The following is a 21,057-nucleotide window of genomic DNA, read 5'->3' on the forward strand; positions in this document are numbered from 1 at the left end:
GATCGCGCGACAGCTATGGTCATGGACACGACTGATGTGGCAGTCGCTGAATAGTGTCGACGTGACGTTCGAAAGATCATCGCCCCTGACGACTTGGAGCATTCGTGCACCGCAGATTAATCGTCCCGAGCGCACTCGCGGCCTCCCTGCTGCTGGCGATCCCGGCCTCGGCCGCCGAAGGCACCGCGGGCGCCCCGGGCATCGGCGACCCCTACTACTCGGCCAGCGGCAACGGCGGCTACGACGTTTCCCACTACGACCTGCGGCTGAAGTATCAGCCCGCGACCGACCTGCTGGAGGGTACGGCGACGATCCTCGCCACGACCACCCAGGAACTCTCCCGTTTCAACCTCGACTTCGGGCTGGACGTCTCCGAGGTGCGGGTGAACGGCAAGAAGGCCACCTACGCCAGGAGCGGCGAGCAGGAGCTCGAAATCACCCCGGCGGCGGCGCTGGCCAAGGGTAAGGCTGTCTCGGTGGTCGTGCGGTACGCCGGAAAGCCGTCGGAGGCGAAGATCAACGGCTGGACCTCCTGGGTCCGTACGCCGGACGGCGCGGTGGCCGCGCAGGAACCGGAATCGGCCGTGTGGTGGTTCCCCAGCAACGACCACCCGCTGGACAAGGCCACGTACGACATCTCGGTGTCCGTGCCCGACGGCACCCAGGCGATCAGCAACGGCGTGCTCCAGTCGCAGAGTTCGAAGCTCGGCTGGACCCGCTTCAACTGGCGCTCCACCAAGCCGCAGGCGACATATCTGACGACGCTGGCCATCGGCAAATTCGACATCACCACTGACACCACGTCGGACGGGCTGCCGGTCGTCAACGCGTACAGCAGGGATCTCGGCGCCAACGGCGGTGCGGCACGCGCCAGCATCGAGCGGACCACCGAGGTCGCCGAGTGGCTGACGGAAGTCTTCGGGCCGTACCCCTTCGACGCGCTCGGCGGCTACTCCCCCAATGTGACCAGCGGGTTCGCGCTGGAGACACAGACCAGACCGTTCTACAGCCCGAGGCAGTTCGCGAACGGTGCGAACGTCTCGGTCGTCGTCCATGAGCTGGCGCACCAGTGGTACGGCGACAGCGTGTCCGTCAAGGGCTGGAAGGACATCTGGATCAACGAGGGCTTTGCCCGCTACAGCCAGTGGCTGTGGTCGGAGAAGGAAGGCGAGGGCACCGCGCAGGAGCTGGCGGACTACACCTACGCCCAGCATCCGGCGGACGACGCCTTCTGGACGGTGAAGCCGGGCGACCCGGGCCCTGACAACCAATTCGACGCGGCCGTCTACGACCGGGGGGCGTTGGCGATCCAGGCACTGCGCAACAAGGTGGGCGACGAGACGTTCTTCGAGCTGCTGAAGGGCTGGCCGGCCGAGCATTCCTACGGGAACGCGAGCGTGGGGGACTTCGTGACGTACGCGGAACGGGTCTCGGGCCAGCCTCTCGCCGACTTCTTCGACACCTGGCTGTACCAGCCGACGCGCCCTCAGGCCCCGGCTATGGCGCGCTCTTTGCGGGCGACCACGAAGCCCGCACAGCCCGCCTCATGGCAGCAGATCGCGGCCACGAACACGATTCACGACCACCGCTGACAGTCAGCGGACCGGGTCCTGGCACCGTCGCCTCGCTCTCCTTGGCGGGGCGACGGGCCCGGCGGACGGCCGGGTCCCGAACCACGCCACACGGACCCTGGCTACCAGGCACAACGGCGCGGTGGACGTGATCACGCCGACCCAGCTGGTGCACCGGGCTTCCGCCGGAGCTTCCCGTCGCCCCGGACGGCCTCGCGATGCGCCGCCCGCGCCCTGCGCGCGTACGGCAGATAGCGCAGCCGCTCGGGGAGCACGGGGACGACGCGCCGCACCACACCGCAGAACCGCCGCAGCTTGCGCTCCTGCGCATCCGTCCACTCCAGCCCGATCGCCACCCGCGCGTCCGGCGGCATCAGCCCGATGGTCACGAACCGGCGGAACCGGGCCAGCGGCGGCAACAATACCGGCCACAGCGCCTTCAGCAGCAGCCGGACCGGCAGCGGCCCACGGTCCGGCGGCGGTACGGGGCGATCGGTGGCGATCAGGTCCTCGACGATGACGGTCAGCTCGATCTCGTCGGCGAGCACCTTTCGGAAGTACGGCCAGAACTCCTCGATCGTCTGCGGCATGTCCCGGTCGTGAATGCCGAGAATCCTGCCGACCTGGAGCCACTCCCGGTACAGGGCACGTTCCTGCGCGTCGGTGAGCGGCCGGACGAGATAGCGCGCGGCGTGCTGGTAGACGGGGAAGCCAGTGGCATGTACCCACGCATAGTTCGCAGGGGACAACGCATGGTAACGGCGCCCACGGGTGTCGGTGCCCTGGATGGTGCGGTGCAGCTTGCGGAGCCTGCGCCCTTCCTCGGCGGCCGCCTCTCCCCCGTACACCCATAGCTGGAGCGACCGGAGCGACCTCTCGCCGCGCCCCCACGGGTCCGTACGGAAGACGGAGTGTTCGTCGACGCCCGCACCGACCGCCGGGTGGGCGACCTGGAGGGTGAGCGCGGCGGGCAGCATCAGGAGGGCTCGGATGTCGCCGGAGAGGCTCCAGAGCACACCGCCGGGCGGCGGTGGGGCGGGAGTGCCGCCTCTGGCTGCTTCGGTGTTCATGCGGTGCTCCCGGCGGTCGGCGGGGCGTGCGGCTCGGTGCCCGACCCTTGTGTGGTCCAGTATGCGATCGCTTCCGGGCCGGTGCGCACGGGCCCCTGGGATGCCTTCCTCCGCACTGCGCGTCGATGGCGTTGACGTGGCCGATGAAACAATTCGATAGCGTTGCACCTTTGACTCCTTCGGTGCGATGAACCGTCAGGCTCCTTGAAATCCAGCGGAGTTGAGCATCGGAGAAGACGGAAGAGGTAGGGCTCCACGAACTCGCCGCACGGGCAGGAGGGCGCGCCACGGGTCGTAACAGCCGCCTGCGCGAGATCCGCCGGATGGATCCTGCGCGCGATTACGCCGAAATCGTCCGGCTGATTACACCCCCGGCCAGAGGGGACTTTCAAGCCCCGCCCTGGTCGTAGTCGTACACCGTCACCGCTATTCCCCGGGTCAGCAGCCGCTTCTCTATCAGCGGCTCGATCCGTGACCACTTGCCGCCCGCCAACCCGCAGCCGATCCGGGGCATATGGACCGAAGCCCCCAGCTCGACGGCCCGGTCGGCCACAGCCCCCAATGCCGTGTCGATCGCCTCGTAGCGCACGGGTACTCCCTTGCTGCCCGTGCGTATCCCCCGCTGGCCCACCATGTTCGCCACCCAGAGGTATGGGCTCACCTGGACGAACTGCGCCGCGCCCAGGGCGAAGTCGTTGCCCGCGCGCTCCCGGTGCCAGTGGCGGTAGGCCGTTTCCGGTTCGGGCCAGCGGCGCGAGACGGCCAGGACGAAGCCCTTGCCCCAGCCTCCCAGGTCGTTGCAGACATGCGCGATCAGTCTGACACCCTTGCCCTGTGGGGCGGTGGCGTCCCCCCGTACGTACGTGATCTCCGACATGACACCAGCGTAGGAGCCGCCACTGACAAGTGCCCGGCCCGGTCAGTCCCGGGTGAGACAGCAATACTGTTGAACGTGATTGGTGCAGACGCAGCAGTTCGCCGCTGGGTCAAAACGCGAGGAGCAGGCATGGCGACCGGGACCGACGACCCGACGCTCACCGTCGATGAGCTGGCGGCACGCGCCGGTGTCACCGTACGCACCGTGCGTTTCTACAGCACTCGGGGTCTGCTGCCGCCTCCGGCAATCGGACCGCGTCGTGTCGGGCGATATGGGCATGAGCATCTGTCCCGGCTCGCCCTCATCGAGGAGCTCCAGCACCAGGGCATGACGCTGGCCGCGATCGAACGCTATCTGGAGCAGCTGCCGCCGGATCTGAGCGCACACGATCTGGCGATCCACCGGGCGCTGGTGGCGTCCTGGGCGCCGGATTCGGCGGAGGACGCGACGCGGGCGGAGTTGGAGCGGCGTGCGGGCCGGGCCCTGAGCGAACAGGACATGGCGCGGCTGGCGGCGATGGGGGTGCTGGAGTGTGCGGAGCCGGCCGATGGCAGGTACCGGGTGGACCCGGGGCTGCTGCGGCTCGGGGTCGAGCTGCTCGGCGTACCGATCGCGCACGAGACGATCCTGGCCGCGCGCACGGTTCTGCTGGAGCACTCCCGGTCCGCCGCGCGGGAGCTGACCCGGCTGTTCCGGGACGAGGTGTGGGGTCCGTACCGGGAGCGGGAGTCGGACCCGGAGCATGTGACGGCGATGAAGTCGCTGTCGGCCCATATGCAGCCGATGGTGCTGCAGGCGCTGGTGACCGCGTTCCAGCGGTCGTTGAAGGAAGAGCTGCGGGCCGCGTTCACGGCGGAGTGAACGCGGCCCGCGGGGCTTCGTCAGTCGTGGAAGGTCTCGCCCTTCTCGGCCTTCTCCACGAGCAGCGCGGGCGGCAGGAAGCGGTCGCCGTACCGTTCTGCGAGCTCCCGGGCGCGTGCCACGAAGCCGGGCAGGCCGCCCCCGTATCCGTTGATGTACTGGAGTACGCCGCCGGTCCACGGCGGGAAGCCGATGCCCATGATGGAGCCGATGTTGGCGTCGGCGACGGAGATGAGGACGTTCTCCTCCAGGCAGCGGACGCTGTCCAGCGCCTCGGAGAACAGCATCCGCTCCTTCATGTCGATGAAGGGGATGTCGGTGTCGGGCTTCGTGCTGCGCTCACCCGGGGGACGACCCCCAAAGCCGCCGAAATGCTCCCGCAGACCGGGCCAGAGTCGGGTGCGCTTGCCGGCCTCGTCGTACTCGTAGAAGCCCGCGCCGCCGCTGCGGCCTGGACGGCCGAACTCGTCGACCATCCGGTCGATGACCGCGTCTGCCGGGTGTCCGGCCCAGGTGCCACCGGCCTCCTCGAGGGCCCGCCTGGTCTCGTTGCGGATCTTGCGGGGCAGCGTGAGGGTCAGCTCGTCCATCAGGGACAGCACCTTGGCCGGGTAGCCGGACTGCGCCGCGGCCTGCTCGACCGACGCGGGCTCGACGCCCTCACCGACCATGGCGACGCCCTCGTTGATGAACTGGCCGATGACGCGCGAGGTGAAGAAACCGCGGGAGTCGTTGACGACGATCGGCGTCTTCTTGATCCGGCGGACCAGGTCGAACGCGCGGGCCAGGGCCTCGTCGCCGGTCTGCTCGCCCTTGATGATCTCGACCAGCGGCATCTTGTCCACGGGCGAGAAGAAGTGCAGCCCGATGAAGTCGGCGGGGCGCGAGACGCCCTCGGCGAGGACGGTGATGGGCAGGGTCGAGGTGTTGGAGCAGAGCAGCGCGTCCGGCTCGATGATGTCCTGGATCTCCTGGAACACCTTGTGCTTGAGCGCGGTGTCCTCGAAGACGGCCTCGATGACCGCGTCGCAGCCCGCCAGATCCGCCAGGTCGCCGGTCGGGGTGATGCGGGCCAGCAGCTCGTCTCGCTTGGCCTCGGTGGTACGGCCGCGGGAGAGCGCCTTGTCGAGGAGCCTCTCGCTGTACGCCTTGCCCTTGGCGGCGGCCTCCGCGGAGACGTCCTTGAGGACGACGTCGATGCCCGCGCGGGCGCAGGAGTACGCGATGCCCGCGCCCATCATCCCGGCGCCGAGGACGGCGACCTTGCGGACCTGGCGCTCCTCGATGCCCTTGGGTCGGCTGGCGCCGGAGTTGACGGCTTGGAGGTCGAAGAAGAACGCCTGGATCATGTTCTTGGAGACCTGGCCGGTGACCAGCTCGGTGAAGTAGCGAGCCTCGATGGTCAGCGCGGTCTCGAAGTCGACCTGCGAGCCTTCGACGGCGGCGGCCAGGATGTTGCGGGGTGCGGGCATCGGGGCGCCCGCGATCTGCTTCTTCAGGTTGGCCGGGAAGGCGGGCAGATTCGCGGCGAACTTCGGGTTGGACGGGGTGCCGCCGGGGATCCGGTATCCCTTGACGTCCCAGGGCTGCTGGGATTCGGGGTGTGCGTCGATGAAGGCGCGGGCCTTGTCGAGCATCTCCTCACGGGTGGCGGCGACCTCGTGGACCAGGCCGTTCTCCAGGGCTCGCCGCGGGGTGTACTGGGTGCCCTGGAGGAGGACCTTCAGCAGCGCGTCGGCAATGCCCATGAGGCGTACGGTGCGGGTGACGCCGCCGCCCGCGGGCAGCAGGCCGAGGGTGACCTCGGGCAGGCCGATCCGGGAGCCGGGTGCGTCGAGGGCGATGCGGTGGTGGGAGGCGAGCGCGATCTCGTAACCGCCGCCGAGCGCCGCGCCGTTGATGGCGGCGACGACGGGCTTGCCGAGGGTCTCGATGCGGCGCAGCGAATTCTTGATGGCGGTGCCGGTGTCGAAGACCTGCTGGGCGTCCTCGGGGCCGACCTTGATCATGTCCTTGAGGTCGCCGCCCGCGAAGAAGGTCTTCTTGGCGGAGGTGTAGATGATGCCGCGGATGGAGTCCTTCTCGGCCTCGGCGCGGTCGGCGATGGCCGCGATGGAGTCCTTGAAGGCCTGGTTCATCGTGTTGGCGGACTGGTTCGGGTCGTCGAGTACGAGGGTGACGACGCCGGTCTCGTCCTGCTCCCAGCGGATGGTCGTGCTCTCGGTCATTGCTTTTCTTCTCCGTAAGCAGGGATGGCCGGGGACGGTCAGAGGCGCTCGATGACGGTGGCGATGCCCATGCCGCCGCCGACACAGAGGGTGGCAAGGCCGTACCGTCGGTCACGTCGTTCGAGTTCGTCGATGAGCGTGCCCAGGATCATCGCGCCGGTGGCGCCGAGCGGGTGGCCGAGCGCGATCGCGCCGCCGTTGACGTTGATCTTGTCGAGGGAGAGCCCCATGTCCCTGGCGAAGCGCAGCACGACGCCGGCGAACGCCTCGTTGATCTCGACGAGGTCGATGTCCTCGATGGTGAGTCCGGCCTTGGCCAGGGCCTTGCGGGTGGCGGGCGCGGGGCCGGTCAGCATGATGGTGGGCTCGGAGCCGGAGACGGCGGCGGAAACGATCCGGGCGCGCGGCGTGAGTCCGTATCGCTCACCGATCTCCTTGTTGCCGATCGCGACGAGCGCGGCTCCGTCGACGATGCCGGAGGAGTTGCCCGCGTGGTGGACGTGGTCGATCTTCTCGACCCAGTGGTACTTCTGCAGCGCCACCGCGTCGAAGCCGCCCATCTCACCGATCGTGGCGAACGACGGCTTGAGCGCGGCAAGTGAGTCGGCGGTGGTGCCGGGCCGCATGTGCTCGTCGTGGTCGAGGACGACAAGGCCGTTACGGTCTTTGACGGGGACGACGGAGCGCGCGAAACGGCCGTCCTTCCACGCTTCGGCGGCGCGTTCCTGGGAGAGAGCGGCGAACTCGTCGACGTCACGGCGGGAGAAGCCTTCGATGGTGGCGATGAGGTCGGCGCCGACGCCCTGCGGGGCGAAACCGGTGTCGAAGCTGGTCATCGGGTCCATCGCCCAGGCGCCGCCGTCGGAGCCCATCGGGACGCGGGACATGGACTCGACGCCACCCGCGAGGATGAGGTCCTCCCAGCCCGAGCGGACCTTGGCCGCAGCCAGGTTGACGGCCTCCAGGCCCGAGGCACAGAAGCGGTTCTCCTGGACGCCCGCGACGGAGTCCGGGAGGCCTGCCGCGATGGCGGCGATCCGGGCGATGTCGGATCCCTGGTCGCCGAGCGGGCTGACCACACCGAGGACGATGTCGTCGACGGCGGCCGGGTCCAGGCCGGGGAAGCGGCTGCGGATTTCGTGGATGAGGCCGACGACGAGGTCGATCGGCTTGGTGCCGTGCAGGGCGCCATTGGCCTTGCCGCGCCCGCGAGGGGTGCGGATCGCGTCGTAGACAAACGCTTCGGTACTCAAGACAGCAGCCTTTCGAGGGTGGTTGTGCGTCAGGGGTCAGGCGAGCAGCGATGGGCCGGTCCGGGGCCGACGATGGTCCATCAGTCGGTGGTGTCCTTCCAGGTCCTCGTGATGCTGGGTACGTCCCAGTCGGCGGCGACGGCCTCGGTGTCCGTGCCGGGCCGCGCGGGCCCGTTGCGCATGGACAGGGGGGTGACGGAGAAGCGGGGCGCGGGGGCCGGCTGGGTGAGTCCGCCGTGCTCGACGAAGGTGGAGCGGGCGGCGATGTGCGGGTGGCGGGGCGCCTCACGGAGCGAGAGGACGGGGGCGACGCAGGCGTCCGTGCCCTCGAACACCTCGGTCCACTCCGCGCGCGTACGGGTCCTGAACCGGTCGGCGACGACTGTGCGCAGCTCCTCCCAGCGGGCGATGTCCCCCCGCTCCGGGGCCTCGTCCTCGATGCCGAGGAGCTTGCTGAACTCGTCGTAGAACCGCTGCTCCAGCGGGCCGACCGCCATGTACTGACCGTCGGCGGTCTCGTACGAACCGTAGAACGGGCAGCCGCCGTCCAGGAGGTTGGAGCCGCGCCGGTCCTGCCAGCCGCCGGCCGCCAGCATGCCGTGGATCATTGTGGCGAGATGGGCGGCGCCGTCGACGATCGCCGCGTCCACGACCTGGCCGCGACCGCCGGGGGTGCGGGCGTGCTGCAGGGCGGCGAGGACGCCGACGACGAGATAGAGTGAGCCGCCCGCGTAGTCGCCGACCAGATTGGCCGGGACGGCGGGAGGCTCACCGGGCTTGCCAATCATGGAGAGGGTGCCGGTGAGGGCGATGTAGGCGATGTCGTGCCCGGCTCGTTCGGCGAGCGGCCCGTCCTGGCCCCAGCCGGTCATCCGTCCGTAGACGAGCTGCGGATTGCGGGCCAGCGCGGCGGCCGGCCCGACGCCGAGCCGTTCGGCGACGCCCGGCCGGTAGCCCTCGATCAGGATGTCTGCGCGCTCGACCAGATCGAGCACCTTGGCGGGTCCGTCCTCGGCCTTGAGGTCGACGAGCACCGAGCGTTTGTTGCGGTTGGTGAGGTCGTACGCGGGATCGATGCCGAGCCCCGCGCCGCCGGGCCGGTCGACCCTGACGACGTCGGCGCCGAGGTCGGCCAGCAGCATCGCGGCGAACGGGCCGGGTCCGATGCCCGCCAGCTCGACCACGCGCACGCCCGCCAGCGGGCCGTGCTCTGTCGTTGTCATCAAACCCCCAGCGGTGTGACACAACTGATGTAACAGCGATGATGCTAAGAACGCTCCGCGCTCCGCACAACCCTTTCGGCCGAGCAAGCGCTTAGCCCATTCTCCTTGATCCTCCCCCACGAGTGCCGCCCGTCCGCACACCGCCACGACCCCCTCCGCCAACGTCTGCCTGCTGCATCGGCACCGGCACCGCGGACTGGCACCCGGGCGCGCGGGGGTCGGCATGCCGATCCGGCCGCCCCGGGCGGGTGGCCGGACATCTGTCCTAACTTCTGCTGATCTGAGTGAGCGTCACTGCGGTGAAGGCCCCAGGGCGGTGACGCCGATGCCCTGCTGTCTGGAAGGTCTCGGCGTCCGCGACAGTCCCGGGGTCGTAGGCCCCGTCCACCGCGCCCTTTCAGAGCGCCCAGGCCACCAGCGTGCAGATCATCGAGACCGCCCAGACCGCTCCCGCGAGAATGCCGAGAGCCATCCCCACCGCGACCCGGCGCTGGGCGAGATAGACGGTGCCTGGTCGTGCGGACGTTCGATGTTCGGTCATGCGTGCCAGTCTGCCCGTCGTGATCGGCGGGCGTTATCCGCACACATACTCAGCTCAGATACTCAGGCGGTCGCTTCCCGCAGGGCCTGACGGCAGAGCGCGTCGGCCCTGCGGGTGGTCTCCGGCTGACGGAAGTCGCGGGCCAGCAGCAGGGTGTGGGCGCAGGCGTTGTCCAGGTCGGTCCGGTGACCGACGGAGACGAAGACCGGCTTGACGCCGTCCTGGGTGCGCAGCGCCCGGCCCACCTCCCCATCGCCGTCGAGCAGCGGCGACCAGTCGCCCCGGCAGGGGCCCGGTTGCTCGTACGAGAAGGTGAACGGGTTCTTGGCGACGCCGACCACCGGAAGTCCGGTGAGTACCCCGAGGTGACTGGCGAGTCCGAAGCGGCGCGGGTGCGCCAAGCCGTATCCGTCACAGATCACGAGTCCGGGGTCGGCCGACAGGGATTCCAGCGCGGCGAGCACGGTCGGGATCTCCCGGAAGGCGAGGAGTCCGGGGATGTACGGGAAGGTGACCCGGCCGACGGCCGTGGCCTCGGCGACCACGTCGAGCGTCGCCTCGTCGAGGACGACTGCTGCCGCCACGACCACATCGCGCTCGTCGTCGTAGGCGACGTCCACCCCCGTGACGCGGCCGGTGCCGGGCGGCGGGCCGGGTTCGTCGAGCACCACCCGGGATCGCAGGAGGTCCTGAACGGCTCGGGCTTCGGCCTCGTCGGCGGGCGTCGGGAGCGTGGTCATAGTGCCGTCAAGTTTACCGGCGAGATGGGGTCCGGCCTTGAGCAGCGGGCACCGCGGCCGGTTCGGCGGCGGTCAGGCGGGACTTCGCGGACACGGCCAAGGGTCGGCTCGCCCTCGTCTCGTAGCCTGGAGATCATGTTCGTACTCGAGTTGACCTACACCGCACCCGTCGAGCGCATCGACGCAACTCTGCAGGACCATGTCGCCTGGCTGGACACGCAGTACGCGGCCGGGATGTTCATCGCGTCCGGCCGCAAGAACCCGCGTGACGGCGGGGTGATCCTGGCCGTCGGTGACGACCGGGCGCAGATCGAGAAGATCACGGCGGAGGATCCCTTCGTGGCACAGGGCGTGTGCACATACCGGATCACGGAGTTCATCGCGACGAAGACCTCGGACGAACTCGCCCCGTACCGGCAGCAGTTGCCTGGGTAGCGGCATCCGCCACTCAGGTACGGCCACCCGGGTGGCGGGCTATTTCTGTGCTCCGTCCAGGGCGCACCGGCGGGACGTAGGCATGCGGTGACACAGCTCACGCCGCCTTCCGGTGCACGAATGAGGGGGTTCCGTCGTCTCTATCAGTGCCGGGAACCGTTCATTTGGCCGAGAAAGGGAGCAGGTCTTGTCCACCGTCATCGAGCAGTCCGTGCAGGCCCGCATGGTCGCATCCGCACCGCGGATGGAGACCCTTCCCGCCACCTTGCAGTACGACCGAAGGGATCCGTTCGCCGTACGGATGGCGTTCCCCGCGACAGCGACCCTGGAGGGCACTGACGTGTCGTGGGAATTCTCCCGCGAGCTGCTCGCGGCGGGAATGGACGGAGCCGCCGGTGTCGGAGACGTGCGCATCAGGCCGTTCGGATACGACCGCACGGTCCTGGAGTTCCATGCCACCGAGGGAATCGCGATGGTGCACGTCCGCACTGCGGAGCTGCGCCGCTTCCTCGAGCGGGCGCAGGAACTTGTACCGGCCGGCGACGAGCACCGGTTTCTGGATCTCGACCGGAGCCTGACCGATCTGCTCGGCGGGACCTGCTGACTGCGCGTCCGGCGGAGCGGCGCGGCCGGTGAGCACGCACCGGTGGCGCCGACCAACGCGAGCTCGGACACAGTGTCGGTAGCGCAGGCGGCCGAGCTTTTCGACGACCGGGCACTAATGCTGCGCACGCGCTCGACGATGTCGGCCTGACCCGTTTGACACTGAGGCAACCGCTCAGCGCGCTCTCCGGCGGTGAGCGCCAGCGCATCGAACTCGCCACCCAACTGCACCGGACGGCAGCGTGTACGTCCTGGACGAACCGACCACCGGACTAGACATAGCGGACACCGGCACGCTCGCCGATCTGCTGGACCGGCTGGTCGACGCGGGCAACAGCGTGATCTGCGTGGAGCACAGCCTCGATGTGCTCCAGCGCGCGGACTGCGTGGTCGACCTCGGCCCCAAGGGCGGCAGAAACGGCGGCGAGTTGGCCTTGAGGGGACCCCTGCGGCACTGCTCGGCCATCACGCATCGGTCACAGCCGAGTATCCGCGCCGCGATCTGAGGCCGGAGTGCCCCGGCGCCGGGACTTGAGAGCGCCACTTTGATGCCACGAAGTCTGACACAGCACCATATTGGCAGATATGACGGACTTCAGAACAATCGACGGCCGATCGGACTGTCGACTGCCGCACCCACCACAACCTGCACACATAACGTTACGTAATCGGGCATCGCGGGGGGTCGGCTTGGCGATGGCCCTACCGCAGCCTTAACCTACGGTCTCGTAACCTACGTATCCGTAGGTAATTCTCCCGTCCCCAGGAGTCCCTCGTGACGATCACCGCTCCCCACCTCGGCAGCCCGAAGGCGTGGACCGACGCTCAGCTGCTGTACGCCCTGGAAGAGGTGGTGGAGAAGGAGCTCAACCGTCATCTCAAGGTCGCCAAGGACTGGATGCCCCACGAGTACGTGCCGTTCTCCGATGGGCGGAACTTCCCCGGTGTCTTCGAGGACGGTGAGGCCTGGCAGGCCGATCAGTCCAAGGTCACCGACATCGGCAAGGTCGCGCTGGTCGTGAATCTGCTGACCGAGGACAACCTCCCCAGCTACCACCACGAGATCGCCTCGCTCTTCGGCCGTGACGGCGCATGGGGCACCTGGGTGCACCGCTGGACCGCGGAGGAGGGCCGACACGGCATCGTGATGCGCGACTACCTGCTCACCTCGCGCGCCGTCGACCCGGACAAGCTGGAGCAGTTCCGGATGGCACACATGGCGGAGGGCTTCGAGTCCGACAACCGCCACTCGATGCTGCACTCCGTGGCGTACGTCGCCTTCCAGGAGCTGGCCACCCGTGTCTCGCACCGCAACACCGGGCACCAGTCGGGCGACCCGGTCTGCGACCGTATGCTGGCGCGGATCGCGACCGACGAGAACCTGCACATGGTCTTCTACCGCAACCTCCTCGGTGCGGCCTTCGAGCTCGCCCCGGACCTGACGATGCAGGCCGTGCGCGATGTCGTCGTCAACTTCCGGATGCCCGGTCACGGCATGCCGGGATTCGAGCGGGCCGCCGCGCAGATGGCGATCGGCGAGATCTACAACATGCGCATCCACCACGACGACGTCATCCAGCCCGTGCTGCGCTACCTGAAGGTCCTCACCATCGACGGCCTGAGCCCCGAGGGCCTGAAGGCGCAGGAGGAGCTGGGCCTGTACATGGGCGGTCTGGACGGCGAGGCGTCGAAGTTCGACGAGAAGCTGGCGGCCCGCAAGGCACGGATGGCAGCGCGCGCCCTGGCCTGACGGCCCGTACGACTGCCGTCGTCCGCCGGCGCGGGGCGCTGTGCCCCGCGCGTGCTCACATCGTTTCGTGCAGGTCCTGCGCGTAGTGCTCGATCGCCGCTCGGTACCGTTAAGTCCGTTTCTGGTAGCGGCTGCGGGTGATGTTGACGGATGCCTCGTCGGTGGGCATACCGAGGAGTTCGTGCAGCTCACGGGCTCGGAACTCTTGGTCGGGGTGCTGGTTGAAGCTGTTCACGATGGCCTGGTAGGCGGTGTTCGTCTCAAGCGGTGCGGGTTGGCTTCCAGCCGGTGCGAGTTCGGCCATGACCTTCCGGGTAGTGGCCAGGTCCGCGAGTCGCGCTTCGGTCTCGGCCAGGGCAGCGGTCAAGTGCTGGATCTGGTCGTGCAGTTCACCGGCCCGGCTGTGGCCTCGTCGTGCTGGGCCTGGAGGTCGGCCAGGAGCTCGATGAGGTTCACACGGCCGGCCCGAGGGTTCGCACAAGGCAGGGCCCGGGCCGGAGCTGCTTCCGGCCCTGCCTCAGCCGACCGCTTGGCGGGAGCGGCCTCGATCAGCGCTGTTCGGGCGAGCCGGACGACGGCATGGATTCGTTGAGCGGTACGACGTTGAAGTATTCCTCGATGCGGTCGATGAGGCCGCCGTCGAACCGGAAGTAGCAGGGATCGCATCGCGGCGTAGTCCCGTACTGGCGCGTCTCCGCGCACGCCCGATGTCGCGGTCCGACCGGTCGTGTCGATGGTTTGGATGGTGCGCTCGCCCTGAGAACACAAGCAAAGCTTCTTGCTGTCACGGCAAATAACTGGCCCGGGAACTTGCGGAGAGCGGGGCGCCTCGGCTACCTCGGCCCCATCGAGTTCGAAGAGAAGCACTACGTCGACCAGGCAGCTACCGAACCAGTGAGCCGAAACCAGGTGAACCGGCCCTGAACGGCTAGTCAGCCACTCCCGCGCAGCAGGGAACCTCAGGCGGAACATCTCGCCCCACCGGGGGACGGCTGCCACGTGCTCGGCCGGACGAGCGCCTCATGTCGACCTTCCGGCCATTCCAGACTCGCTGCGCGCGGGTCTGCTGCTCGCCGCCGCCCCACTGGGGCGAATTTGCGGATTCGGCAAGTTCCTTTGCCTCATCGGCCAGGGCGAGTGAACATGCCTGATATGAATACAAACCAGTCCGTGGAAGTGATCGTCATCGGCGGCGGTGCCGCCGGTCTGTCCGGGGCATTGACCCTAGCCCGAGCGCGCCGCTCCGTGATGGTGATCGACTCGGGGGAGCCGCGCAACGCGCCTGCTTCCGGCGTGCATGGATTCCTCTCACGCGACGGCATGCCGCCTCGCGATCTCGTCGCGCGTGGCCAGGAGGAGGTGGCCCGCTACGGTGGCAGCGTGATGCCCGGTCGTGTGGTCTCGGCCGAACACGTCGACGGCCTGTTCGAGGTCACGACGGAGGCCGGCAAACGCTACAGTGCCCGGCGGCTGCTGGTGGCCACGGGGCTGACCGACGAGCTGCCTGAGGTGCCCGGTCTCACCGAGAGGTGGGGACGCGATGTTCTGCACTGCCCCTACTGCCACGGGTGGGAGATCCGCGACCAGCCCCTGGGAGTGCTGGGGACGGGGCCAATGTCGGTGCACCAAGCACTGCTCTTCCGGCAGTGGACCTCGCGCATCACCCTGTTCCCCGCCGACCGCGTCGAGGTGACCGATGATCAGCGCGAACAACTGACTGCGCGCGGCATCGACGTCGTGGAGGGCGCGGTGGCTGCTATCGAGGTGGACAAGGACCGGCTGACCGGGATTCGGCTGGCTTCCGGGCGGGTGGTCGAGGTCATGGCGGTGGCGTTGAGTCCACGGATGCGTGCTAGCAAGGTGCTGTTGAGCCTCGGCCTCGACCCGGTCGAGCACCCGATGGGAGTCGGCGAGCACATCGAGGCCGATGCGACCGGCCGCACTGCAGTGCCGGGCGTGTGGGTGGCTGGCAATGCCACCGACCTGGCCGCTCAGGTCGTCGGTGCGGCGGCGGCCGGCAACGTGAGTGCTGCCGCGATCAACGCTGATCTGCTGGCGGAGGACACAAGCATCGCCGTTGCCGCGCTGCGGCGCGCGCAAGAAGGCCGGGGGCGGGCGGAGAGCCAAGGGCTGTGAACGCCTGTCCGGTCAGCCCGGAACACGAAAAGGAGATGGGCACCTCGCATTCCAGCAGCCTTGCCCGACCCTCCGGCTCCTGTACGCGGAGGCATGAACGCGTCGGACAAACCGCGCTGCCCGGATGCGGGCATCCGGGTAGTGGCCAGGTCCGCGAGTCGCGCTTCGGTCTCGGCCAGGGCGGCGGTCAAGTACTGGATCTGGTCGTGCAGTTCACCGGCCCGGCTGTGGCCTCGTCGTGCTGGGCCTGGAGGTCGGCCAGGAGCTCGATGAGGTTCACACGGCCGGCCCGAGGGTGTCGCGCCAGGCCGGACTCGGTGTGGTGAGGCGGCGTGCCATGTTCGCGATCGAGGCCCAGTAGACGCGCGCGCGGGCAGGGCGATTTCAGGCCTGGTTGCGATTGGTTCTGCGCAGCCGGTCCCGCTCCTTCTCGGAGAGGCCGCCCCATACGCCGAACCGCTCGTCGTTGGCGAGGGCGTACTCCAGGCAGGCCTCGCGCCCCTCGCAGGCGTTGCAGAGCTGCTTGGCCTCACGTGTGGAGCTGCCGGGGGCAGGAAAGAAGAACTCGGGCCCCGCCTGCGCGCACAGCGCTGTCTCCTGCCAGGCGAGCGCGGGGGCGACCGCGGTGTTGATCAGCATGGAACCCACAGTGCCCGGTCGCGATAAACGACTGATCAACGCCGCATCAATGCGGCGCGCCGATGGCTTCCGGTCAGCCTTGCGGTGTCTGTGCGCTCTTGATCAGGGCGAATTCTGCCCCGTCCGGATCGGCGACATCGGCGAATTTGCCCACACCTTCCATCTCCATCGGCTCCAGCGTCAGCTTGCCGCCCAGCCGCTCCACGTTCGCGACGGCGGCGTCGCAGTCGTCGACCTCGAAGTAGGGCAGCCAGTGCGGTCCGGCGACCGCTTGCGTCGCAACGGCGTTGAGGGGCACCAGACCACCAAAACTCGCGTCCTCGCCGCCGCCCTTGGTCCGGATCACCGTATAGGCCCCCCCGCCTCCCGGGAACGGCGTCTGCGCGGTCTCCCATCCAAACACGGTGTTGTAGAACGCGGCGGCCGCCGGGACGTCCGGGGTGTACAGCTCGGCCCAGCACAGCGAGCCCACGACACTCACGGCACCGAGGCCCGGATTCTCCTTCGGCTCCCAGATACCGAAGAACGCGCCCGCCCGGTCCTTGAATCCGGCCATCCTGCCGAAGTCCAGGACATCCATCGGGGCGAACGGCACACTGCCGCCGGCCTGCTCGACCGCCTTCGCCGTGGCGTCGGCGTCCGATGACTGGAAGTACACCGACCAGGACGGCTTCGCCTGCTCCTCGGCGACCGTCATCACACCCCCGACCGCCTTTCCGTCCAGCATGAACATGCCGTAGCCGCCGGACTCCGGGCCTCCGGCCAGATACTCCCAGCCGAAGAGCCCGCTGTAGAACGCGATGGCCCCGTCGAGGTCGAGCGTGCCCAGATCGATCCAGTTGGGCGCTCCGTTGACAAAACGGGTGGTGAGCATGGCGAGCTCCTTCGATGAGGCCCGGTCTTGCGGTGACAAATGTCCTTCCTGACGTTCCGAGTCTTGCACCGGGCACTGGCAACCGCAGCCCACACCCGAGGGGCGGGCCGCGTCGTCCTGTGCCTACAGCTTCGGGAGGCGGACGGCTGATCTCCGCCCCGCAGCACTGCGTACAAGCACCGGCCACAGCCCGTACATCATCGCGGTCTGGGGCCCGGTGTAGCAGGGCCCGTCAGCCGTACCGCTGCAGCAGTCCGGCCACGTACGCCTCCAGCCGTTCTCCCAGCACGTCAGACGTCAGATCGTCCCGTCCCAGTTCGCGCCACGGCCCGGCCAGCTTCGTCGCGTCAGGGCAGTAGTGCAGGGCGTCGAGCAGCCGCCAGTACAAGTGGTCGGGGTCGTCGGCGAGGTGGAGGCCGCCGTGCGCCTCGTACCGCTCGCGGAACTCCAGCCCGTACGCCGGCCCGTACAGCAGCGCGAGCGCGGTCGAGCAGTGCGCCACGTCCAGGTCGGCAGGTCCCCACGAGGTCTCGACCCAGTCCACGACACCGGTGATCCGCAGCGTGGGTCCGGCTCCCGTGAAGAGCACGTTTCCGGGGTGGAAATCCCGGTGCAGAAAGCAGCCTTCGTACGGCGGCGGGTCGCGACGGATCACGTCCACGGCCCGCTCCCACAGGGGACCGTCCGGGGTGCGGACGTGCTCCGGGGAAGTCCACGCCTGGTATGTGCGCGGTCTTTCGGCCGGTACGACGCCGTGGACGCGGACGAGCTGGGCAGCGAGCAGGTCCAGGCGCCGGTCGAGGTCGTCCTCGTCCACGCGGACGCGGCCCGGCAGCGCGGACATCAACAGGGTCGGGTGGTCGCAGTGTTCGGCCGTGGCATCCACAGCGACGAACCTGGGCGCCGGGATACGTTCCTGCCCGGCGAGCAGCGCCAGGACGGACGCCTCGCGGGCCAGCAGCCCGGGCCCGTGGTGGCGGAAGAACGGCTTCACGAAAGTCCGTTGCACCAGGGCCGTGCCGTTGTCGAGCGTGAGTCGGCGCATCTGGGAGCTCCAACCACCGGACAGGAGGCGCAAGTCGGCGACCGAGCGGCCGTGGCCGAGCTGCTTGGCCACCCACGCGCGCGTGGCCGACCAGCCCCGGTCGTCGAGTCCCGTCAGCACCGCCTCCACGAATTCCCGCCGGTCGTCGCCGTGATCGCGGAACCACATTCCCAGCTGGTGCTGTGCGTCCGGAAGGTCGAACCGCGTGTACTGGGCGCGCGCGGCCAGCGCGTCCTGTACGGCTTCGGTCACCACGGGCGGGATCACCGCGTCGGTGCCCGGCACGGCGAGCACCGCCCGGCCCTCGTACGCGCGCAGCACCTGAAGCGCGGGCGCCTCCCGCCAGCTGTCCGGCCGCCGGATGATTTCGCTGAACCGCCCGTTCCCTTCCCCGAAGGGCACGTCCCACGCCTCGGCGGTGTACACGGCGGGCGCGCACAGCCCCAGCGCCGCCACCCGATCCCCGTAGTGCTGAACGAGATCGGCCACCGTCTGGCCGCTCATGCTGAAACCCACCAGGGCCAGCGGCCCGTCCGCCCCCGCGTACGCGTCGATCACCGCGACGGCCTGCTCGAACCGTCGCCGCAGGCTCAACTCACTGAGCTTTCCGGTGCTTGCACCGTGCCCGGAGAAGTCGAAGGCGATCCCTCGACAGCCGTGTGCCACGAACTCCCGTACCAGCGGCAGCAGTCGATCCGTGCTGCTGTCGCCCGCGCCATGCAGCAACACGGCGGTGCCCCCGGAAGGATCACCGCCGTAAACACCGCTGAGCAGTTCACCGTCGTGGTCGTGCGTGAAAACGACGAGCCGGTCCCGAACCTCTGGCGTGACGCAGGCCAACTCTCTCAACACGTCCCCCGCAGGTGGTCGATGCAGGTGTCTGCGCATCCTATGAGCACGACCGGCGCCGCGTGGCACGATATGAATCGCTCGGGGCAGGTGCCGGGCAGGACGGCAGCCGGGCTGCGCGGACAGAGGAACGTACATGACAGAGGCCGGACCGACGGAGGCCGGGGCGCTCACGGGAAGGGCCGCCCGGGAGCTGCTGGCGCAGGCCGAGCAACTGCTGGAAACGGCACGCGCGGTGCTGGCCGATCATGCCCGTGCCGTCGATGCGGTGCACACGGCGCTGACTCCGCTGCTCGATTCCCTCATCCGTCGCGAACTGTCGGCCATCCCGGTCTCCAGGCTCAAGGACGTCACCGAGGGCAGACTGCGGCTCGGCGCGATCGAGCAGGCCGGCTTCACGACCGTCGGCCAGGTCCACGAGGCGAACCGTTACGAGCTCCGCCAGATCCCTGGGGTGGGCGCGCAGACCGCCGACCAGGCGCTGGCCGCGGCCGGGCAGATCGCCCACGCGGTACGGGACACCGTCGCGGTCCGGATAGCGGTGGAAGCCCCGGACGACGCCACGACCGCGCTGGTCACCGCCTTGCACCGGCTGGTCGAGGCCGGTCCCGACGTCCGCCGGGCCGTGGATGCGGCGGGCCGGCTCATCGGGCGCCTCGATCCCTTGCTGGCCGCGGCCGGGCCCGCGCGGGGGCGGCTGCGCATGCTGTTCACCCGGCGCCGGGCCCGCGCCCAGGCGCTGGAAGCCGTCGCGTCGGTACGGGCCGCCGTCGCCGAGGCGGCCGCGCGCGGGCTTCTGCTGCTGTTCGGGCAGGTGTCGGTCGATCTGCTGCGGGACGCGGAGTCGGACGTCGCCGCGTGGGTCGACTTCGAGCTGCGCTCCGCCGAGTACTACAGCCTGCTCGCCGAGATGTCGGGCACCGGCCCCGACCGGGACGCGGCCGAGGGGTTCCTCCCGTCCGGGATCGCGGACCGGGTGCGCGGCCTGCGGCTGGACGACGCCCATCTGCGCGTCTCCCTGCGCGGCTACCAGTCGTTCGGCGCCCGGTTCGCGCTCGCGCAGAAGCGGGTGATCCTGGGCGACGAGATGGGGCTCGGCAAGACCGTCCAGGCCATTGCCGCGCTCGCGCACCTCTCGGCGCGGGGCGAGACACACTTTCTGGTGATCTGTCCGGCAAGCGTGCTCATCAGCTGGGCGCGCGAGGTCCGTTCCCGCTCCACCCTGCGCGCGCTGCCGGTGCACGGCCCCGAGCGACAGGGCGCCTTCACCGAGTGGCGTGAGAGCGGCGGGGTCGCCCTCACCACGTTCGATGCCCTGCACACGCTGCCGGCCGCCCGGGACTGCGGCATGAGGCCCGGCATGCTGGTGGTCGACGAGGCGCACTACGTCAAGAACCCCGAAACGCGCCGCTCCCGGGCGGTGTCCGGCTGGACGCAACGTACCGAACGGGTGCTGTTCCTGACTGGTACGCCGATGGAGAACCGGGTCGAGGAGTTCCGCAGCCTTGTCCGCCATCTCCAGCCCGAACTGGCGCCCTCGATCCACACCACCCATGGAGCCGCCGGTTCGCACGCGTTCCGCAGGGCCGTCGCCCCGGCCTATCTGCGGCGCAATCAGGAGGATGTGCTGACCGAACTCCCGGCGCTGGTGCAGGTCGACGAGTGGGAGGAGTTCAGCGCGGCCGATCTCGATGCCTACCGCGAGGCGGTGGGCGCCGGGCAGTTCATGCGGATGCGCCGGGCCGCGTACGCCCGGCCCGCCACGTCCGCGAAACTGAACCGGTTGCGCGAACTGGTCGCAGAGGCTGCGGACAACGGCCTCAAGGTCGTCGTGTTCTCGTACTTCCGCGAAGTGCTCCTCACGGTCGGACAGGCCCTGGGAACGGGGGTGTTCGGGCCGCTCTCGGGGAGTCTCCCGGCTGCCCGGCGCCAGGAGATGATCGACGAGTTCGGTGCCGCCGAGGGTCATGCCGTCCTGCTGAGCCAGATCCAGGCGGGCGGTGTCGGACTGAACATGCAGGCCGCCTCGGTCGTCATCATCTGCGAACCGCAGATCAAGCCGACGATGGAACACCAGGCCGTGGCCCGCGCCCATCGGATGGGTCAGATACGGACCGTCCAGGTGCACCGGCTCCTCGCGGCCGACAGCGTCGACGAGCGGCTGCTGAACATCCTGGCCCGCAAGGAGCGGCTGTTCGACCTGTACGCACGGCGCAGCGATGTCGCCGAGACGACGCCGGACGCCGTGGATGTGTCGGACGGCGCTCTGGCCCGGCGCATCGTCGAGGAGGAACAGCTGCGACTCGCCACCGGAGCGGCCGGAGCAGCCGGAACAGCCGGAGCGGTGTCGGGGACCTGACTG

General features: G+C 69.2%; 18 protein-coding genes and 1 pseudogene. 8 read left to right on the forward strand and 11 right to left on the reverse strand.

What is annotated here, in order from left to right; genetic code table 11:
- Window positions 1–104 precede the first annotated feature (104 nt).
- Window positions 105–1,592 carry a M1 family metallopeptidase gene (locus ABT115_RS10640; protein WP_351786515.1) on the forward strand — a complete coding sequence of 496 codons (1,488 nt, stop codon included), beginning with the start codon at window positions 105–107 and terminating at the stop codon, window positions 1,590–1,592.
- A 131-nt stretch (window positions 1,593–1,723) separates the two neighbouring features.
- On the opposite strand, the gene ABT115_RS10645 is transcribed toward ABT115_RS10640, so the two are convergent.
- The gene (locus tag ABT115_RS10645; protein WP_351786518.1) at window positions 1,724–2,641 is read right to left on the reverse strand and encodes an oxygenase MpaB family protein; all 918 of its coding nucleotides are present in this window, start codon (window positions 2,639–2,641) and stop codon (window positions 1,724–1,726) included.
- Window positions 2,642–3,029: 388 nt separating this feature from the next.
- The gene (locus ABT115_RS10650; protein ID WP_351786521.1) at window positions 3,030–3,518 is read right to left on the reverse strand and encodes a macro domain-containing protein; all 489 of its coding nucleotides are present in this window, start codon (window positions 3,516–3,518) and stop codon (window positions 3,030–3,032) included.
- 129 nt (window positions 3,519–3,647) lie between these two features.
- Between ABT115_RS10650 and ABT115_RS10655 the strand changes: the two genes are divergently transcribed.
- Entirely contained in the window at window positions 3,648–4,379 is a 732-nt protein-coding gene (locus tag ABT115_RS10655; RefSeq protein ID WP_351786523.1) for a MerR family transcriptional regulator, read from the forward strand.
- Window positions 4,380–4,399: 20 nt separating this feature from the next.
- Here ABT115_RS10655 and ABT115_RS10660 read toward each other — a convergent pair whose 3' ends face one another.
- From ABT115_RS10660 to ABT115_RS10680, 5 genes are all read right to left on the reverse strand, one after another.
- Window positions 4,400–6,607, reverse strand: a complete 2,208-nt coding sequence (locus ABT115_RS10660) for a 3-hydroxyacyl-CoA dehydrogenase NAD-binding domain-containing protein (RefSeq protein ID WP_351786526.1) — start codon at window positions 6,605–6,607, stop codon at window positions 4,400–4,402.
- A gap of 38 nt (window positions 6,608–6,645) precedes the next feature.
- A complete protein-coding gene (locus tag ABT115_RS10665; RefSeq protein WP_351786529.1) occupies window positions 6,646–7,860 on the reverse strand; it encodes an acetyl-CoA C-acetyltransferase in 1,215 nt (404 codons plus the stop codon).
- 80 nt (window positions 7,861–7,940) lie between these two features.
- Entirely contained in the window at window positions 7,941–9,083 is a 1,143-nt protein-coding gene (locus ABT115_RS10670; protein ID WP_351786532.1) for a CaiB/BaiF CoA transferase family protein, read from the reverse strand.
- Between the two features lie 397 nt (window positions 9,084–9,480).
- Window positions 9,481–9,624 carry a morphogenic membrane protein MmpA gene (gene mmpA / locus ABT115_RS10675; protein WP_351786535.1) on the reverse strand — a complete coding sequence of 48 codons (144 nt, stop codon included), beginning with the start codon at window positions 9,622–9,624 and terminating at the stop codon, window positions 9,481–9,483.
- A 62-nt stretch (window positions 9,625–9,686) separates the two neighbouring features.
- A complete protein-coding gene (locus ABT115_RS10680) occupies window positions 9,687–10,364 on the reverse strand; it encodes an endonuclease V (protein ID WP_351786538.1) in 678 nt (225 codons plus the stop codon).
- Window positions 10,365–10,499: 135 nt separating this feature from the next.
- Between ABT115_RS10680 and ABT115_RS10685 the strand changes: the two genes are divergently transcribed.
- The 4 genes and pseudogenes from ABT115_RS10685 (at window position 10,500) to ABT115_RS10700 (ending at window position 13,152) form a co-directional block, all read left to right on the forward strand.
- On the forward strand, window positions 10,500–10,799 hold the full coding sequence (locus ABT115_RS10685) for a YciI family protein (RefSeq protein WP_351786541.1): 300 nt from the start codon (window positions 10,500–10,502) through the stop codon (window positions 10,797–10,799).
- Between the two features lie 187 nt (window positions 10,800–10,986).
- Window positions 10,987–11,403 carry a spore wall synthesis regulator SsgD gene (ssgD, locus tag ABT115_RS10690; RefSeq protein WP_351786544.1) on the forward strand — a complete coding sequence of 139 codons (417 nt, stop codon included), beginning with the start codon at window positions 10,987–10,989 and terminating at the stop codon, window positions 11,401–11,403.
- Window positions 11,404–11,475: 72 nt separating this feature from the next.
- Window positions 11,476–11,937: pseudogene (locus ABT115_RS10695) on the forward strand (ATP-binding cassette domain-containing protein); the annotation flags it as partial.
- Window positions 11,938–12,177: 240 nt separating this feature from the next.
- Window positions 12,178–13,152 carry an acyl-ACP desaturase gene (locus tag ABT115_RS10700; protein WP_351786547.1) on the forward strand — a complete coding sequence of 325 codons (975 nt, stop codon included), beginning with the start codon at window positions 12,178–12,180 and terminating at the stop codon, window positions 13,150–13,152.
- Window positions 13,153–13,261: 109 nt separating this feature from the next.
- Here the strand turns inward: ABT115_RS10700 and ABT115_RS10705 are convergent, their stop codons facing one another.
- Window positions 13,262–13,519 carry a hypothetical protein gene (locus tag ABT115_RS10705; protein WP_351786550.1) on the reverse strand — a complete coding sequence of 86 codons (258 nt, stop codon included), beginning with the start codon at window positions 13,517–13,519 and terminating at the stop codon, window positions 13,262–13,264.
- 803 nt (window positions 13,520–14,322) lie between these two features.
- On the opposite strand from ABT115_RS10705, the gene ABT115_RS10710 reads away from it, so the two are divergent.
- Window positions 14,323–15,288 carry an NAD(P)/FAD-dependent oxidoreductase gene (locus tag ABT115_RS10710; RefSeq protein WP_351786553.1) on the forward strand — a complete coding sequence of 322 codons (966 nt, stop codon included), beginning with the start codon at window positions 14,323–14,325 and terminating at the stop codon, window positions 15,286–15,288.
- A gap of 384 nt (window positions 15,289–15,672) precedes the next feature.
- Here ABT115_RS10710 and ABT115_RS10715 read toward each other — a convergent pair whose 3' ends face one another.
- From ABT115_RS10715 to ABT115_RS10725, 3 genes are all read right to left on the reverse strand, one after another.
- Window positions 15,673–15,927 (reverse strand): WhiB family transcriptional regulator, encoded by a 255-nt coding sequence (locus ABT115_RS10715; RefSeq protein WP_351786556.1) that lies wholly within the window; start codon window positions 15,925–15,927, stop codon window positions 15,673–15,675.
- A 73-nt stretch (window positions 15,928–16,000) separates the two neighbouring features.
- The gene (locus tag ABT115_RS10720; protein ID WP_351786559.1) at window positions 16,001–16,801 is read right to left on the reverse strand and encodes a VOC family protein; all 801 of its coding nucleotides are present in this window, start codon (window positions 16,799–16,801) and stop codon (window positions 16,001–16,003) included.
- 232 nt (window positions 16,802–17,033) lie between these two features.
- Window positions 17,034–18,695 carry an alpha/beta fold hydrolase gene (locus ABT115_RS10725; RefSeq protein WP_502969061.1) on the reverse strand — a complete coding sequence of 554 codons (1,662 nt, stop codon included), beginning with the start codon at window positions 18,693–18,695 and terminating at the stop codon, window positions 17,034–17,036.
- 136 nt (window positions 18,696–18,831) lie between these two features.
- Here ABT115_RS10725 and ABT115_RS10730 point away from each other — a divergent pair, with 136 nt between their 5' ends.
- Window positions 18,832–21,054: a DEAD/DEAH box helicase gene (locus ABT115_RS10730; RefSeq protein ID WP_351786562.1), complete on the forward strand. Its 2,223-nt coding sequence runs from the start codon at window positions 18,832–18,834 to the stop codon at window positions 21,052–21,054.
- Window positions 21,055–21,057 lie beyond the last annotated feature (3 nt).

It is taken from the genome of Streptomyces sp. NPDC001832, assembly GCF_040297265.1.
Classification (GTDB): domain Bacteria; phylum Actinomycetota; class Actinomycetes; order Streptomycetales; family Streptomycetaceae; genus Streptomyces.